This window comes from Parabacteroides sp. KHUB-03 (genome assembly GCF_056640975.1).
In genome coordinates this window covers 2,138,300-2,156,379 of record NZ_CM153257.1, presented here as the reverse complement: position 1 = coordinate 2,156,379, position 18,080 = coordinate 2,138,300, and the positions used below count along the sequence as shown (strand labels likewise).

General features: G+C 40.5%; 13 protein-coding genes. 8 read left to right on the top strand and 5 right to left on the bottom strand.

The window, feature by feature from the left end; translation table 11 throughout:
* The first annotated feature begins 1 nt into the window (after position 1).
* The 3 genes from ACYIB7_RS09255 to ACYIB7_RS09245 are packed head-to-tail and all read left to right on the top strand — an operon-like array spanning position 2 to position 3,139.
* Entirely contained in the window at positions 2–1,786 is a 1,785-nt protein-coding gene (locus tag ACYIB7_RS09255; protein ID WP_103982098.1) for a chloride channel protein, read from the top strand.
* A gap of 6 nt (positions 1,787–1,792) precedes the next feature.
* Entirely contained in the window at positions 1,793–2,767 is a 975-nt protein-coding gene (gene fmt, locus ACYIB7_RS09250; protein ID WP_480336846.1) for a methionyl-tRNA formyltransferase, read from the top strand.
* Positions 2,768–3,139 carry a YbaN family protein gene (locus ACYIB7_RS09245; RefSeq protein ID WP_103982096.1) on the top strand — a complete coding sequence of 124 codons (372 nt, stop codon included), beginning with the start codon at positions 2,768–2,770 and terminating at the stop codon, positions 3,137–3,139.
* 22 nt (positions 3,140–3,161) lie between these two features.
* Here the strand turns inward: ACYIB7_RS09245 and ACYIB7_RS09240 are convergent, their stop codons facing one another.
* Together ACYIB7_RS09240 and ACYIB7_RS09235 are read right to left on the bottom strand one after the other, a co-directional pair.
* On the bottom strand, positions 3,162–4,331 hold the full coding sequence (locus ACYIB7_RS09240) for a sensor histidine kinase (protein WP_480336843.1): 1,170 nt from the start codon (positions 4,329–4,331) through the stop codon (positions 3,162–3,164).
* Complete coding sequence (locus ACYIB7_RS09235) at positions 4,315–4,539, bottom strand: hypothetical protein (protein ID WP_103982094.1); 225 nt, start codon at positions 4,537–4,539, stop codon at positions 4,315–4,317. Before ACYIB7_RS09235 ends, ACYIB7_RS09240 begins: the two co-directional genes overlap by 17 nt.
* Before the next feature lie 623 nt (positions 4,540–5,162).
* Between ACYIB7_RS09235 and ACYIB7_RS09230 the strand changes: the two genes are divergently transcribed.
* The 5 genes from ACYIB7_RS09230 to mobV all read left to right on the top strand — a co-directional run bounded on the left by ACYIB7_RS09230 (position 5,163) and on the right by mobV (position 11,142).
* Positions 5,163–6,398 carry a site-specific integrase gene (locus ACYIB7_RS09230; protein WP_016564205.1) on the top strand — a complete coding sequence of 412 codons (1,236 nt, stop codon included), beginning with the start codon at positions 5,163–5,165 and terminating at the stop codon, positions 6,396–6,398.
* An 18-nt stretch (positions 6,399–6,416) separates the two neighbouring features.
* Positions 6,417–6,806, top strand: coding sequence for a hypothetical protein (locus ACYIB7_RS09225; protein ID WP_016564204.1), 390 nt, complete (start codon positions 6,417–6,419; stop codon positions 6,804–6,806).
* Between the two features lie 310 nt (positions 6,807–7,116).
* A complete protein-coding gene (locus ACYIB7_RS09220) occupies positions 7,117–8,358 on the top strand; it encodes a primase-helicase family protein (RefSeq protein ID WP_016564203.1) in 1,242 nt (413 codons plus the stop codon).
* A 254-nt stretch (positions 8,359–8,612) separates the two neighbouring features.
* The gene (locus tag ACYIB7_RS09215; RefSeq protein WP_016564201.1) at positions 8,613–9,581 is read left to right on the top strand and encodes a toprim domain-containing protein; all 969 of its coding nucleotides are present in this window, start codon (positions 8,613–8,615) and stop codon (positions 9,579–9,581) included.
* Between the two features lie 193 nt (positions 9,582–9,774).
* Complete coding sequence (gene mobV, locus ACYIB7_RS09210) at positions 9,775–11,142, top strand: MobV family relaxase (protein WP_022508104.1); 1,368 nt, start codon at positions 9,775–9,777, stop codon at positions 11,140–11,142.
* Between the two features lie 89 nt (positions 11,143–11,231).
* Here mobV and ACYIB7_RS09205 read toward each other — a convergent pair whose 3' ends face one another.
* From ACYIB7_RS09205 to ACYIB7_RS09195, 3 genes are all read right to left on the bottom strand, one after another.
* Complete coding sequence (locus ACYIB7_RS09205) at positions 11,232–12,458, bottom strand: MFS transporter (protein ID WP_016564142.1); 1,227 nt, start codon at positions 12,456–12,458, stop codon at positions 11,232–11,234.
* 1,075 nt (positions 12,459–13,533) lie between these two features.
* On the bottom strand, positions 13,534–14,790 hold the full coding sequence (locus ACYIB7_RS09200) for an acyloxyacyl hydrolase (RefSeq protein WP_103982093.1): 1,257 nt from the start codon (positions 14,788–14,790) through the stop codon (positions 13,534–13,536).
* 167 nt (positions 14,791–14,957) lie between these two features.
* The gene (locus tag ACYIB7_RS09195) at positions 14,958–18,077 is read right to left on the bottom strand and encodes an efflux RND transporter permease subunit (RefSeq protein ID WP_480336839.1); all 3,120 of its coding nucleotides are present in this window, start codon (positions 18,075–18,077) and stop codon (positions 14,958–14,960) included.
* Positions 18,078–18,080: the final 3 nt, after the last annotated feature.

Sequence of the window (18,080 nt, the reverse complement as noted above, 5' to 3'; positions counted from 1 at the left end):
AATGGCTAAAGAAGGATTATTTTATAAATTTCTGTTGTGGAGAGAGAAACGGATAAAAGAAAAACATTTTATTCTGATTATTAGTTTCATCGTGGGAATTTGCACTGCAGCATCAGCAATTATATTAAAACAGTTAATCCATTTAATACAGCATTTGCTTACTGCTAATTTTGCTGCGGATGGAGTAAATTATTTATTACTTCTTTATCCGGTTATTGGCATTTTGTTGGCCGGTTTATTTGTGAAGTATATTGTTCGGGATGATATAAGCCATGGAGTGACAAAGATTCTATATGCTATTTCTCAGCGAAAAAGCCGTATCAAACCTCATAATACATGGTCTTCCATTGTAGCAAGCTCAGTTACGATTGGTTTTGGTGGATCTGTAGGAGCGGAAGCTCCTATTGTATTAACGGGAGCAGCTATAGGTTCCAATTTAGGACGTATTTTTCGGATGGAGCAAAAAACATTGATGCTTCTGGTTGGTTGTGGTGCTGCCGGCGCTATTTCCGGTATTTTTAAAGCTCCTATAGCAGGTCTTGTTTTTGTGATAGAAGTTTTAATGCTGGATTTAACAATGACATCTGTATTACCGCTACTGATATCTTCCGTAACGGCAGCTACTGTTTCTTATATATTTACAGGTACAGAGGCTATGTTTAAATTTTCTCAAACGGAAGTTTTCGAAATACAGCGTATTCCTTATGTGTTATTATTAGGTGTATTTTGTGGTTTAGTATCTCTTTATTTTACTCGTGTGATGAACCGGGTAGAGGGTATGTATAGAAAACTTGGAAGTTATTGGCATAAATTTTTGTTGGGAGGTGTAATGCTAAGTATTCTGATTTTTATATTTCCGCCTCTTTATGGTGAAGGTTATGATACGATAGGCTCTTTATTAAACGGGCAATTCTCCCATATAATGGATAAAAGTTTGTTTTATGATTTGAATGATACTTATTGGGGAGTTATTCTTTTTCTATTATTAATAATATTGACGAAAGTCTTTGCTTCCAGCGCTACAAATGCTGGGGGGGGGTGTGGTGGTATATTTGCTCCTAGTTTATATTTGGGATGTATTGCCGGATTTGTTTTTGCACATACTTCAAATTATTTTCCATTTACAATGTATATATCTGAGAAGAATTTTGCACTGTTAGGTATGGCTGGAATAATGTCTGGAGTAATGCACGCTCCACTGACCGGAGTTTTTCTTATTGCAGAACTTACCGGTGGATATGATTTATTTCTTCCATTAATGATTGTTTCTATAAGTTCTTATATAACAATCCTGATGTTTGAGCCTCATAGTATTTATTCTATGCGTTTGGCACAGAAGGGAGAATTGCTTACTCACCATAAGGATAAAGCGGTATTAACATTATTGAGTATAGATAATGTAATAGAAAGGGATTTTGAAACGGTATCACCGGAAATGTCATTAGGAGATATGGTAAAAGTGATAGCTCGAAGTCCCCGGAATACTTTTCCTGTAATTGATGAAAAAGGGGTTTTACTAGGAATTGTATTATTGGATAATATCCGTAATATAATGTTCCGGCCAGAACTTTACAATCGTTTTCATGTTTCTAAATTTATGGTGTCGGCACCTGCTAAAATTCGAATTAGTATGCCGATGGAACAAATAATGCAAACTTTTGATGATACAAAAGCCTGGAATCTTCCGGTTGTGGATGATGAAGGACATTATATAGGCTTTATGTCTAAATCAAAGATTTTTAATTCGTATCGTGAAGTTTTGGTTGATAATTTTTCAGGAGATTAAATAAAAATGAGAAAAGAAGACTTGCGTATTGTTTATATGGGTACTCCGGACTTTGCAGTGGAGAGCTTACGTGTTTTGGTGGAAAATGGCTATAATGTAGTAGGAGTAGTTACTATGCCCGATAAGCCGATAGGCAGACACGGCAGTGTTTTGCAATCCAGTCCTGTTAAACAATATGCCGAATCAAAAGGTTTGCCTGTTCTGCAACCTGAAAAACTTAAAGATGAAACTTTTTTGACTCAATTGAAAGATTGGAATGCCGATTTGCAGATAGTAGTTGCTTTTCGAATGCTACCGGAAGTTGTTTGGGATATGCCTCGGTTGGGAACATTTAATTTGCATGCTTCTTTGTTACCTCAATACCGTGGGGCTGCTCCTATTAATTGGGCTGTAATTAATGGAGATAATGAAACTGGCGCAACCACTTTTTTCCTTACTCATGAAATTGATACAGGAAAAATTATTCTTCAAAGACGTTTGCCTATTGCAGATACGGATGATGTTGGGACAGTGCATGATTCATTAATGCAAATGGGGGCAAAATTAGTGACGGATACCGTAGACTTGTTGTTGGCCGGTAAGGTTGATGTTGTTTCGCAAGAAGATTTTTATAAAGATTTATCGGAGCTTCGCCCTGCTCCTAAAATTTTTAAAGATACTTGTCATATTAATTGGAATCAGCCAGTAAAGAAGATATATGATTTTATCCGTGGTTTGTCTCCCTATCCGGCTGCTTGGACGGATTTGGTTGCAGTGGATGGTTCCCGCCAGGTATTGAAGATTTATCAGACAGAAAAGCGTTTGGTTAATCATGACATTTCAGTAGGAACTATTTGTACGGATAAGAAAAGCTATATTGATATAGCTGTGGAAGACGGTTATTTGCGCTTGTTGTCCTTACAACTGGCAGGTAAGAAACGTATGAATGTAACAGACTTTCTCAATGGAAACAAACAAATTGGTGATTATACCGTTGAGTAAATGAATAGGGCCAGGCGGGTTATTTATATTGTCTTAGGAACCTTCTTTTTGATATTGGGTGCAATTGGTATTTTTGTGCCCTTACTTCCTACAACTCCGTTTTGGCTTCTGACATGTTGGTTTTACATTCGTGGTTCCGGATATTTATATAATAAAGTAATGCAGAATCGCTATTTTGGTCCATATATCCGCAATTTTATAGAAGATAAAGCTATACCTATGCGTTCTAAAGTTATATCAGTTGGTATAATTTGGCTTTCAACTATATCTACTACAGCTTTTTTGATTGAGAAATGGTGGATTATACTTTGTCTTTTCTTAATCAGTGCCGGAGTAAGTTGGCATATTTTATCATATCCTACGAAACAATAGTATATAAGAGGTTGTCTGTTGTTTATATAGATGCCATTCCTTTTTCTGTTACTGTGTGAGGAATAGTGAATGTAAAAGTAGAGCCTGCCCCTTCTTTTGAACATACCGAGATTGTTCCGCCCATTTTCGTAACTAGCCCTTTACAGATAGCTAACCCTAATCCGACTCCATCTTTTTTATTCATACCAATTTGAGTGAAACGGGAAAATATATTTTTTATTTCTTCCTCAGGAATACCGCATCCTGTATCGCTTACGTAGAATCGAATGAATCCATCTTCACACTTGTAGCCAAAATGTATATTACCAGTGGTAGTGTATTTTATTGCATTTGTAAGCAGGTTTATCAGAACCTGGCTTAATCGACTTTTATCTATATATAAAGTTTGATCGGAACAAGGATCTAGGACAAATTCAATTTCTTTTTTCATTTTCAGTTGTATGGTCATGTATATGTCTTTCATAAGAGGTTGTAAAGGCACATTTACATAGTCAAATGTCAATAGATCTGACTCAATTTTAGATATATCCAGTATATCATTTATCAATTTAACCAATAATTCATTGTTTGTTTTGATTATGTTTATGTATTCATGTCGTAAATTCAGGTCAATTTCATCACTAAGTAGTTCGGCAAAGCCTACGATTGCGTGTAATGGCGTGCGGATATCATGCGTCATGTTTGCAAGGAATACCGATTTTAATTGACTTGATATCTCAGCTTTTTCTTTGGCTTTTTGCAAGATTTCTTCGTGCTCAATGTATTCTTGGTTATCTATTATACATCCTACAATTAAACAGGGTTTGCCATCATTGTCAAATTTTTTGGTTTTGCCTGTTATTTCGTAATTACAGTATTTACTATTATCATTTTTTAATTCGAAATTTGTTGTGAATTTTTCAAGCTTTTCTTCTCTTATTTTATTAATAAGATGAAGTAATTTGGCTTGATCTTCTGCTTGTTGTAATGAGGATAAAGATTTACAGATATATTGATTCTTTTGCAATAGATGATTTTTGCTTCCGTAAAGCTGGATGCATTGATTACAATGCACTTTGTCGCAGGTTTTAAATTTATTGAAATCAAATGAGTATAATGTTGCACGGCTGTTTTGCAAAGCCTGTTCCATTAGAGTTTGGTTTTCGGAAACCTTGTCTGTTGGCTTATTATTTGCTTTATTCGGTTTTGCCATTTCGTTTTTTCTGATGATCGGTTAAAAAAGTATTTTCAAAAAGATGATTTAAAAAGAATAATGATTTATCCGTTATATCGTATTTCTTTTTCATGGAGTAATTGATATCAATCATTGCTCCATTAATATCATATAAAGCTTCGCTTATTGGAGGATGATAGTTAAAGTATTTAAACGGCACTTGGCTATCGTTAGAAAACGTATCCATAATTTTACCCTCAATAAAGTTTTACCCTTCCTAGATAGTATGCAAAATAAGTAAAACTTTGTTTGTAGAATATTGACTTTATCGAGAATTGTTTACAGAATAACAAAATATAACTATTGCTTTTTTTTGTCTGATGTAAATATTTGATTTAAAGTTTTTTTGTGCATTTATTTGTGCTTCTTTGATTTGCTTTGATTTTCTATGTGTTTGGGATAATGTTGTTTGGTGGGGAGTAATGAGATGGGATTAAGTTTTACTGATTTTATAGTTATTTGAAGTTTCTGTCGGTTAAATATATATTAACATAGTATTAAGAAAAAAGGGATGCTTTTGCACCCCTCTCATCAATATAATTTAAAATAAACACCTAACGGAATAGCAAATTTGAGTAAAGCGTAGCGAACAGACTGAAAAAGCGTTCGTTACGCTATATTTTTCTCTTGTTCAAAAGCCAAGAAGAGACAGAATATGGACAAACGCAGCAAAAGTTCAGTTACTTTATCATTACCCGTGCGATGATGCAAATTTCTTGCGAAACCTAAATTTTGCATCGTTTGGCGTTATGTGTCGTATCTGTCGGTAACTCACTATGAATTAATTTTGTAACCAAAAAAAAGTGAGTTATGAGAAGTACATTTAAGGTATTGTTCTACGTGAAGAAAGGCAGTGAGAAACCCAACGGCAACCTGCCTTTGATGTGTCGCATTACGGTGGACGGAGAGATTAAGCAGTTCAGTTGCAAGATGGATGTTCCCTTGCGCCTGTGGGACGTGAAGAACAACCGTGCTTCGGGTAAGAGTGCCGAAGCGCAAAGAATCAACCGTGCCGTTGACAAAATCAGAGTGGAGATAAACCGCCGTTATCAAGAGTTGATGCAGACGGACGGTTATGTCACTGCTGCCAAGTTGAAAGATGCCTATCTCGGCATCGGTATCAAACAGGAAACCTTGCTAAAACTGTTTGAACAACACAACAGCGAATTTGCCAAGAAAGTGGGACACAGCAGGGCAAAAGGAACATTCCGACGTTATGTTACCGTCTGCAAGCACATCCGTGAGTTCCTACCCCATACCTACAAGCGTGAAGATATTCCGTTAAAAGAGTTGAACCTCTCGTTCATCAACGACTTCGAGTATTTCCTGCGTACTGAGAAAAAATGCCGCACCAATACCATTTGGGGCTACATGATTGTGCTGAAACACATTATTTCCATAGCGAGGAATGACGGTCGTCTGCCGTTCAATCCCTTTGCAGGGTACATCAACTCTCCCGAAAGCGTGGACAGAGGGTATATTACGAGAGAGGAGATACACACAATGATGAACACCGATATGCCCGACAAGACACACGAGCTTGTCAGGGATTTATTTCTGTTCTCCACCTTTACAGGTTTGGCATATTCCGATGTCAAGAACCTTACGGAAGACAACCTGCAAACATTCTTTGACGGAAATCTGTGGATTATCACCCGAAGAAAGAAAACTAACACGGAATCCAATATCCGATTGTTGGATGTTCCCCGAAAGATAATAGAGAAGTACAGGGGTATGACAAGAGATAATAAAGTATTCCCCATGCCGAGTAACACGACTTGCAACAAGAAGCTGAAAGCCATTGCCAAGTTGTGCGGTATAAAAGTCCACTTGACCTATCATGTAGCAAGACATTCGGCAGCGACCACTGTGCTGTTATCCAACGGAGTACCCATTGAAACCGTCAGCCGACTTTTGGGACATACCAACATAAAAACGACCCAAATTTACGCAAAAATCACAGCCCAAAAGATTAGTCAGGATATGGAAACATTGTCGCACAAACTGGAGGATATGGAAAAGAACATTTGCAATGCCATTCAGTAACCCTTAAATCAAACGATAATGAAAGAGGAAAGAAACATCATAACAATGAACGAGTTCGGCAATGTAGTTATGCCGAAAGATATACAGGCAACCGCCATGAGTGAGTGGGAGCTTTGCGAGTTGTTCAATGTAACCGCCCCGACTATCAGGGCAGGGATAAAGACACTCTGCAAGAACGGCATTCTGAATGAGTGTGAGATAAGGCATACCATCCGACTGTCCGACAAGTGCAGCATGGAGGTTTACAGCCTTGAAACGATAATCGCCCTTGCGTTCCGTATCGGCACATACAGTGCGAAGCAGGTGCGCAATGCCGTTCTTGAAAGACTGTACTTGCGAAAAGAGAAAACAAGCATCTTCTTTTCGCTGAACACCAACGGCATAGCCAAAGCCGAATACTTCTCGTAGCTGAATTGGTTGCACGACTGACGGAATCCATTCATTCAGTCACGAATAGAGTAATCAAGCCAGCGTGTCAGCATATAATCTGACCGACATATCAACAGGAACTCCAATTTTTTCTCCCGAAAAGCGTAATCCCCACATTCGTTTTTTGGGAGTTTTTTCGTCTGTCCTGCCCGACTTCCGTTCCAAACCATTGAAAGTTTTTTCTTCGGGGGCTATTTGTCACCGTTCTGCCGCGTTTTGCGTAACAACTTATCCGATAAATGCTTATACTTTTGTAGCTGGTATTTTTCAAACTTAAAACCATTTGATTATGTCAGCTAACAAACAACAAGACAGCCACAGACCGCCATCGGATGGTGGCATGGCAAAGGAGGAATTCATCCGAGTGGGGACTACGCTTTACAAGATTGTGGAGCAGCCCAAACTGAACGGAGGGTATGTAAGGAAACGCATAGCATGGAACAACGAAACCCTGCGCCAAGACTACGGCAAGGACTACATCGGCAGCGTTCCCAAGTATGACGGCTTCTGCACCGTACCCGAACACATCGGCTACCATCCCGTGGTCGGCAAGTTCCTTAACCTCTATGAACCGATAGACCACCAACCTAAAGAGGGCGATTTCTCGCATATCCAATCTTTGGTAGGTCACATCTTCGGGGAGCAATACGAGTTGGGCATGGACTACCTACAACTGCTCTACTTGTACCCCATTCAAAAGCTGCCTATCCTGCTGTTGGTATCAGAGGAACGCAACACAGGCAAAAGCACATTTCTGAATTTTCTAAAACTCCTATTTCAGAACAATGTAACCTTTAACACCAACGAGGATTTCCGTAGCCAATTCAATTCCGACTGGGCCGGCAAACTGCTTATCGTGGTGGACGAGGTGCTGCTCAACCGTAGGGAGGACAGCGAGCGGTTGAAGAACCTAAGCACCACACTTTCCTACAAGGTGGAAGCCAAAGGCAAAGACCGTGACGAGATAGCGTTTTTCGCCAAGTTCGTGCTATGCTCCAACAACGAGTACTTGCCTGTAATCATTGATGCAGGGGAAACACGCTATTGGGTACGCAAGATAGACCGCTTGCAGTCTGATGATACCGACTTCCTGCAAAAGCTGAAAGCGGAGATACCCGCCTTTCTTCATTTCCTGCAACACAGAACACTATCCACCGAAAAGGAAAGCCGTATGTGGTTTGCTCCATCGCTGTTGCATACCGAAGCCTTGCAGAAGATAATCCGCAGCAACCGTAACCGACTGGAGATAGAGATGCACGAGCTGATACTTGACATCATGGATAGTGTCGGCACGGACACATTCTCGTTCTGCTACAACGACATTCTTCTGTTGCTGGTACACTCGCAGGTAAAAGTGGAGAAGCACCAAGTCCGAAAGGTGTTGCAGGAGTGTTGGAAACTTACGCCTGCACCCAACGGACTGACCTATACCACCTACCAATTCAACTACAATCGGGAGTGTCGGTATGAGCCTGTAAAACGGGTCGGTCGTTTCTATTCTGTCACGAGGGAACAACTTGAATCCCTGTAATATCATTCTTTTTTTTGTTGAATTGATGAATAAGGATATAACTATGCTGACAATAAACAATATACACTCTCAACAAAATCTCAACAATCGAAAAGAGAAGTTGAGAGAGGAACAGCACCCGATTGTTGATTTCTCTTTTGGCGAGTGGTTTGTTGAGAAGATGTTGAGCAAATATCTTTCTGTAAATAAATGTGTTATATAAGCCATTCAACAAATCAACGTTTTTACAATCATCATCAAATCTATAGAATATCATGAACATACAAGAAGTTAAACAAATCAGAATCGCAGACTATCTGCAAAGTTTGGGTTACACGCCCGTCAAGCAACAGGGCAGCAGCTTTTGGTACAAATCACCGCTGAGAGAGGAAACGGACGCATCTTTCAAGGTAAACACAGAACTCAACAAATGGTACGATTTTGGACTTGGCAAGGGCGGTAACATCATCGCATTGGCAGCGGAACTCTACCATACGGAAGATGTAACCTGCCTGTTGAAGCGCATAGAGGAACGGACACCATACATCCGCCCTGCATCGTTTTCTTTTGGCAAGCAGCAATCCGACAACCGCACTTATCGGGTATTAAGAGTTGGCGAGCTGTCATCACCTGCGCTCATTGCCTATCTGCAAGAAAGGGGGATAGACATTGAACTCGCCAAAAGGGAGTGTAAGGAACTGCGGTTTGAGAATGCCGACAAACCCTATTTCGCCATCGGCTTCCCGAATATGGCAAGAGGGTATGAAGTGCGTAATAGATACTTCAAGGGATGTGTCGCCCCGAAGGACATCACCCATATCCGACAGCAAAAAGAGCCACGAACCGTCTGTTATCTTTTCGAGGGCTTCATGGATTATCTCTCGTTCCTGACCATCCGAGTAAAGAACAATCCGCAACACCCACGATTGAATGCACAGGATTACGTCATTCTCAACTCCGTTTCCAACCTCTCGAAAGCGGAAAGCATATTGGCAACCTATACCCGAATCGGCTGTTTCCTTGACAATGACACAGCAGGACGGAACGCATACGCCAACCTGCAACGGATGTTGGGTGACCGCTTGCAGGATATGTCGGTTCACTATGCAGGGTATAATGACTTGAACGAGTACCTGTGCAAAAAACTCTTGTCCCAATCGACAGAGCCGATAAAGGAGGAGAAGCAAGTACAATCCGCAAGGCGGATGATGCAGCCACCGAAAAAGAAAGGGCTGAAAATATAGAGGGGAACAGGTTCGCTTTCCCAAGGGTATTTAGACAGAAATACCATAGCTCAATAGGGCGTTTTCTTCACGCATTACACGGTAATGCTAAAAACTCCCTATCGAGCCAAAGGGAAATCCCTTTGGAAACCCTGAGAGCCAATGCCACAGGCAGAGAATACACTCATAACAATAACCGTAAAAATCAAACTACATGGGATATTTTTCATTGGACATAAAGAAAGCAAAAGGTTCATCGGACACCGTACAATCCGACCATATAGAGAGAAGAATCATACCTAAAAACGCAGACCCGACAAGAACGCATCTGAACAGGGTACTTATAGAATACCCCGATGGCGTTCATGGCAGGGATGAAGCGATTGCCCACAGGCTGAACACGGCAGGCATCAAGCGGAAGATTACACATGACCAAGTCCGTGTAGTCCGAGTGGTTCTGTCGGGAACACATGAGGACATGATGGACATACAGGAAAACGGAAGACTTGACGAATGGTGCAGCGACAGCATCCAATGGCTGCAAGCCACATTCGGCAGGGAGAACGTGGTTGCCGCCCATCTTCACATGGACGAGAAGACACCGCATATCCATGCAGCCATTGTTCCCATCGTGACAGGTGAAAGGCGCAAAGCCAAGAAAGAGCAGGAAGACGGCAAACGGAAGTATCACAAGAAAGCAAATACCGTCCGTTTGTGTGCCGATGACCTGTTCAACCGTCAGACCTTGATTGCGTACCACGACAATTATGCAAGGGTTATGGCTAAATACGGATTACAGCGAGGTGTGCGAGGTTCCGAAGCACGGCACACCACCACGACACAGTATTATCGGGACATACAGAAAAAGAACGCTGCCCTTGATGCAGAAAACAAGCGGTTACAGGAGCAGAAAACCGAAACCGAACAGGAACTCAGACAAGCCAAGAAAGAGGTACAGACCGAGAAACTGAAAGGTGCAGCCACCACCGCAGCGACCAACATAGCTGAAAGTGTCGGTTCTCTTTTCGGGAGCAACAAGGTCAAGACTTTGGAAAGGGAGAACACCGCCCTGTATCGGGAAGTTGCCACCCATGAGGAAACCATTGAGATACTGCAAAACCGCATACACACGATGCAAACCGAGCACAACCGCCAGTTGTTGGAAATACAGCAGAATCACCGTAAGGAGATGGCGGAAAAAAGTGTCAGACACAAAGATGAAGTATCAGGTTTGAAACGCATTATCGAAAAGCTGTGTGCATGGTTTCCTATGGCAAAGGAAATTATGAGAATAGAGAGCCTGTGCCGCCTTGTCGGGTTCAATGAAAGGCAGACCACGACATTGACTTATGGTAAGCCTTTGATATACGAGGGCAAACTTTATTCGGAGGAACATAATCGGAGTTTTACGACAGAAAGAGCAGGCTTTCAAGTGGTGAAAGACCCTGCGGACAAGTCTAAACTGACACTCGTAATCAACCGCCAGCCCATAGGCGAATGGTTCAGGGAACAGTTCGACAGGCTACGGCAGAGCATACGACAGCCAATTCAACCACAAAGGAAAAGTAGAGGAATTACATAAGTAGTTAAAACAGATTGCAATAAGCCTCCGATAATCGTATTTCCCTATCAGAGGCTTATTGCTGTTTAGATTTAGTTACGTTTCATAAATCATGATTTTTGTTTTTGATTGTCGACCTTTCTAAGTTGTGGAAGACATAAGGCTATTATAGCGAGAAGCAGAATAGCCATACCTGAGAACAAAAACCAACGGTTTACCCCGATTTGGTCTGCAAATGCACCCGACACTACCAACCCAAGCGGCATGGCAAACGACATGATGCTGCCAAGAAGTCCGAAAACACGCCCTAAATACTCGGGTTGTATCTGTTCTTGAAATAGCGCGGTCTGTACTCCATTATAGAATGGGGCAGAAAAGCCCATCAACGTACAACATATCGCAAATATCATAAAACCATTGGTTGGTAGCAAGCCGGAAACAGTCAATGACACTCCCATAAGAAAGATAGAGCCGATGATATTTGCCATGCGCTTTTTGAAACCTCCCCATGCGCCCAATAGAAGTCCGCCCAACAACATACCAACTGCAAAAACAATTTCCACCACGGAAGCATGCAAGGTACTTCCCTCGAAATAATTCATACTCATCAGCGGAAATAGCGCATTGATTGGCATATAAATGAACATATTGATTGCTCCTATCCAAAGCAATGTGAAAAGAGCTTTATTTTGTCGTATTGCGTTATAGCCAATGCGCAGTTCGGTGAAAAAGTTTTCTTGCTGCAGCGCTTCAATCGGTTGTTTTGGGATGTGAACCATTGCAACAGTGATACAGGCAATTATTGCTCCGAATACGTCAAGGGCAACCGCAGAATTCAACCCCCATTTTGCATAGAGAAAAGCGGCAATTGCCGGACTTAGGATGAAACTTGCCGATTGGATGGACTGGGTGTAGCCGGCACATTTGACTAACTGTTCTTCAGGCACTAAAAGAGGTGTTACCGCACTTAACGCAGGGGAATGGAATGCAGTGCCAACGCTTCTAATGAAGAGGATGAGCATTACTATCCATACAGGTAGTTCCGCTGACAGGGAAATTACGGTAAGTACCAGTCCAGCACAAGCTATGATGACATCTGCACCAATCATGACCATTTTCCGGTTCCAGCGGTCAACAAGTACTCCGATTGCAGAACCTAAAACCGCTTGAGGTAGAAACCCAACCAAGGTCGCCATTGACAACACCATCGCAGACCCTGTTGTATTTGTCAGATGCCAGATGATGGCCATTTGAAGAACCCCACTTGTTATCAGGGACACAGCTTGCCCCGCCCATATTGTATAGAAATCTTGTTTCCAATTTCTGATTTTTTCCATTTGAATTTTTCCTTTTATCTTTTGAATGTTTCTTGATTTTATAGCACAAAAAATCTCTCGACAAGCCTGAAATAGCATGCCGGATTACAAAGACAATGACATTCAAATCGAATTAATTAGATTTGAATGTGGAAAAATTACCAAGGTTTATGATATGCAATATTAACGGTGTTTTTACCTGTTAATATTGTACAATTGTTCATAATCATATTGAAAACCACTATATATGTTGCGACTTATCTTAATTGGGATGGTATTATATGCACACCGAATCCGCTGCAAAGTTACAATAAATTATTCGATTTTTGCACTAACTAAAGTAAAGAATTTCAATGCTTCCTGAATTTTGCCTTTCCTTTTTTATCCAAATCTGCAAAAAATAACGGCATAAGCAAATAGGTATATATCGAAAGGCAAAAAATGGCGAATACTGTTTGTATTGGATACTATATCAAAGATTTGTCGTATCTTTGCACCTGAAAGAGTTATTTGATAGTAAAACACCGCAAAACGCTGAAAATCGCACGGTTTCCTAGTCGTTACCATTACTTTTCAGATACTCCGTTAAATGTTTATTCATCAAACGGTTAGACGAAACCGTTCAGAATTTAAAATAGAAATTTAAACTAAAGAAATGGGGCTTATTTTTTATATCCCCATTTTACTAATTCAGACTGACCCATTTTACCATGCACGTAAAACCAGAATAGCCCAAGGCTGACGCCCTAATAATTCAATGTAATGACTAAACAATCTTTTTACCATAATACCTAACAAATGTGTTTTACAACACAAATATACGGGGTGTTTTGATACGTTGTACTCTCAAAAAGCAATTAAATGCAACGTGAATATGATTTCTTGATATATGATAAAAAATGTCACCCTATTACAGAAATGTAACGTCTATGAGATATTAATGAAGTTCTCCTTATGTATTTCTACTCATAATTATGACTTGATCAGATCATAACTATGAATCGAACAGATCATCCGTATGATTTATATAACTCACACTTGTGATTCGATTCGTTTTTGGTGTATTTTATACGGATAGTGTGTATTGGAGAGTCATCTAACGGTGGAATGTTGGATATCTGTTGTTGAACCTATATCCGATACCTAGCATTAAAAAGTTGGGGGTATGAAAGTTCTGGAGATTATATCCTATATGGATAAAAGAACTTCGGGTAACTTCTATTTTCAGTGCCAGTACTTGATAAAGCGCTTTTAAATCGCCGCCGCCATGCAATACGTTGGCACCTATACCTAAATTGACAGTGAAGTATGGCATAACATATTCTACGCGTCCGGAAAGTCCGAGTGCCAACTGCTTATTAAGCCCGGGCTTATAAAATTGCTGTTCGGTGCCTACAATATAATCTTCGGTATAGACATTAGCACTTCCATCGTAAACACCGTCAACAGATACTCCGGCACGGAACTTATAGTTGATATTATACATTGGTGCAAAGTTGAACCCGAATACCGGATAGGTTTCCGGAGAAGCTACCTGTTCATCGCCATAGGCAACACCTTTTCGCCGCCATGATCCGAATAATAGTAAATCATAACTGATATGATGTGGAAATTTCGGGATTTTGAGGTGATCCGAAGAATTAGAAAGAAAATTTTCTTCTCTGTTGAAATTATATACTAATCCGATTTTAAGACCGGTTGTATTCAGACCTGAATTTGGATATTTGGTATTGCCATTTGAGAAGTGAGTAAGGTCGACTCCTGCATTCAGGTCGAATAACCGTGATAACTTCCAGTTAAGATAAAAGTTGACATTAAGATAAGCGTTAATCTTCGAACCGATTACTTTGTTATAGGAGTTGTAATCGAAGTCGTAAGGGTGCCAGCCGGCAGATATGCCGAAATTCCATTCGTAATTGAATGATAACCGCGGACTGAATCTGGCTAATCGTGCTCCTTGAAAAATATATGCAGCAAACGGATCACCTAAATATTTTTTTTCACTAAAGGTGTAATAGGCTAGTCCTATTCCTTGGTAAGCTCCTCCGTAGATACGGTCTGTATATGTGTTGGGACGGAATTGAAATGAGTATCTCAGGTGTGCGGAAATAGAACTTCTGATTAATTTCCCTGTTTCATTTTCTCCGCGTAAAAAAGGATTTGTCGGAATGATATAAGCCGGACGGGCTTCTATTCCAAGTTTGTGAATAAAGCGATGGGAGGAAAAGGTACTGTCTGTTTTATTTTCGGATTCGTTATTATTAGGTAAACTTTCAGCGAAAGCTATATCGGATAAGAAAAGCATTATTACTGAAATCACCACAACCTTCAACATCTCTAATAGGCTTTTCATATGTAGTGTTACTCCTTGTTATTTGTAAATATTTGAGCTTTAACTCAAAGTGACCTACAAACATAGTTATACTATTTGAAATATGCGGTATAATGATTTGGAAATTTACTATATATTAAATAAAGAGACCGGCTTATTGTTGTTTTGTGCCGGTCTCTTTGGTAGTTTTACTTTTTCTCTTTTTTGTCAAACCATTTTTCCTGGATGGTCTGCATTAATTCGTAGAAATTAGGGATCAGGGCTGTTGCAAATATAGTATTGATAGCCATACCAAATACAACGGCTGCTCCTAATGCAATACGGCTGGCTGCTCCTGCACCGGAGGCAAACAGTAAAGGCATTACTCCTAAGACGAATGCAAACGAGGTCATCAATATAGGACGTAAGCGGACATGTCCGGCTTCGAGTGCGGAATCGCGAATGGTGTTGCCTTGAGTATGAAAATCTCTTGCAAATTCGATAATAAGAATACCGTTTTTTGCAGAAAGGGCGATCAGTAAGATTATACCGATTTGTGTATAAATGCTTATAGGAACTCTCATGACAAAGCATCCCAATACGGCTCCCAGCAAAGCAACAGGCAATCCCATGATGGCGGCTGCCGGGCTTGTCCAGCTTTCATATTGGGCTGCCAGAACAAGGAAGGCTACCAATAGTGCCAATATAAAAATCGTACTGGTTGTAGAACCGGCTTTTGTTTCCTGATAAGCAACAGAAGTCCATTCGTAGCCGAAATTATTTCCTAATTGCTCCTGTATCAGTTCTTCCATTGCTTTGATTCCTTCGTTTGAACTGTATTCAGGATTGACAATACAGGTTATAGCAGCCGAAGAATACATATTGTACAGGTTAATTTGATTCAACCCCAATTGTTCTTCGACTTTTGTGAAAGATGAAAACGGTACCATTTCGCCGGAACTGTTTTCCAAACTTAAACGGAGAACATCATCTATTACTTTCTGGGATTGATCGTTTGCCTCTATCTTTACCTGATAGATATGTCCGAATTTTACAAAATCGTTTACATAGGCTGCTCCCATATAATAGCTTAATGTAGAGAATACATTATTAAGTTGCAATCCGAGCAATTGAACTTTATCGCGGTCAATGTTCAATAAATATTGCGGAACATTAGCCTGATACATGCAAGATATGTTTAATAACTGAGGCTTTTCGTGATAATGTTCCATTAATGTCTCTATTGCATGTTGCATTTCGGTTGGCCCCAGATTATTACGATCTTCTAATTGCAGTTGTAAACCTCCGGATGCACCTAGACCGGGTATGGCTGGAGGTACCATGCCAAATATCTGGGCTTCTTGTATTCCGGAAGCTTCCATATTGAAACGATTTACGATAGCTTGGGCTGTGTGTTCTTTACCTTTACGGTCTTTCCAGTTTTTCAGTATAACGAAAAAGGTTCCCGCATTAGGTTGTTCTCCACCGCCCATGATGGAAAAGCCGCTAACACTCACGTATGATTTTACTTCCGGATATTGGCTTAATATGTCATTGATTTTTTTGACAACAGTTTCAGTACGATTCAGGCTGGCTGCAGGAGGTAATTGAGCGACAACAAGGAAATATCCGTCATCTTCTTCCGGTATAAAACTGCTGGGCCATTTAATAAACATCATAATTGCTATAAACGTGATAACAGCATAACCGAATAGGGTAACTGCCTGGTTTTTCAGGAAATGGCCAACTACGTTGTCATATAGCTTTTGAGTCTTACCGAATAGTTTGTTGAATCCTCTGAAAAGGAAAAATTTTGATTCTTTCGGGCTTGGCTGCAGAAATAAGGCACATAATGCCGGGGTTAATGTGAGTGAATTGATTCCACTTAATACTGTTGCCGATGCAATAGTCAAAGCGAATTGTTTGTAAAGCTGCCCTGATATGCCACTGATAAAAGTAGTAGGAATAAATACAGCCAATAAAACAAGAACTACGCCGACAATAGGGCCTACTATTTCTCTCATTGCTTCTGTCACGGCTTCACGGGGTGTGTATTTGCCAGTGTCTAATAAACGGGTGGAGTTTTCTACTACGACAATGGCATCATCTACAACGATGGCAATTGCAAGGATAAGACCGAATAATGTCAGCGTATTAATAGAAAATCCTAATGCAGACATAACAGCCAGTGTTCCTATTAATGAAACAGGTATTGTGATACATGGAATAATTACAGCCCTGAAATTTTGCAGGAACAGGAAGATCACTAATACTACCAACAGAGTTGTTTCAATGAATGTAATAAGTACTTCATGTATGGAGGCATCTATTACGTCTGTTGTATCCAATGTTACCTGGTACTCTATGCCTTCGGGAAGATTGGAGGCCAATTGTTGCATTTTGGCTTTTACTACTTTTGACACATCTAAAGAATTAGAGCCCGGTAGCTGATATATGGCAATTGCAGCACTTTCTTCTCCGTTTAATTTAGAGACGACATTATAAGATGAACTACCCAGCTCGATACGGGCTACATCTTTTAGACGGAGAATTTTTCCTCCATCCTCAGTTCGTAAAATAATATTTCCAAACTCCTGAGCATCGGTCAGGCGTCCGCGAACAGTTAATGTGTATTGAAACGGATCATTTGCATTGGCAAGCGGCTGACCCACATATCCGGCTGATACTTGTGTGTTTTGGGTAGAAATAGCCTGGAATACCATTTCCGGAGTCAGGTTGCGGATACGCATAGCGTCCGGATCCAGCCATACACGCATGCTATAATCGCCGGCTCCCATAACGCTTACCGAACCTATGCCTGGAAGACGCGTTAATTCATCTGTCAGGTTTAATTGTGCGTAGTTGCTTAAATAAAGTCCGTTATACATAGGCTTCTGGGAGCTTAATGTAAGCAACATGACAATGTTGGAAGATTGTTTTTTTGTTGTAATACCTTGTACAATTACGGCTTCGGGCAGACTGCTCTGGGCTATACTTACCCGGTTTTGTACCATGACGGTGGCCATGTCAATATCTGTTCCGACAGCAAATGTTATGGTGAGAGAATAAGCTCCCGAGCTTGAGGAATTGGAACTCATGTATAACATTCCGTCTACACCGTTTACTTGTTTTTCGATAGGCAGACCTACGGTTTGTGCCACCGTTTCTGCATTAGCACCCGGATAAAAAGCTGATACTTGTACGGTAGGCGGTGTGATCTCGGGATATTGGGCAACAGGTAGTATATTTAATGTTACTATCCCGGCTACTACAATAATCAGAGCAAGTACTGTAGCGAATATAGGCCTGTTTATAAAGAATTTAACCATGAT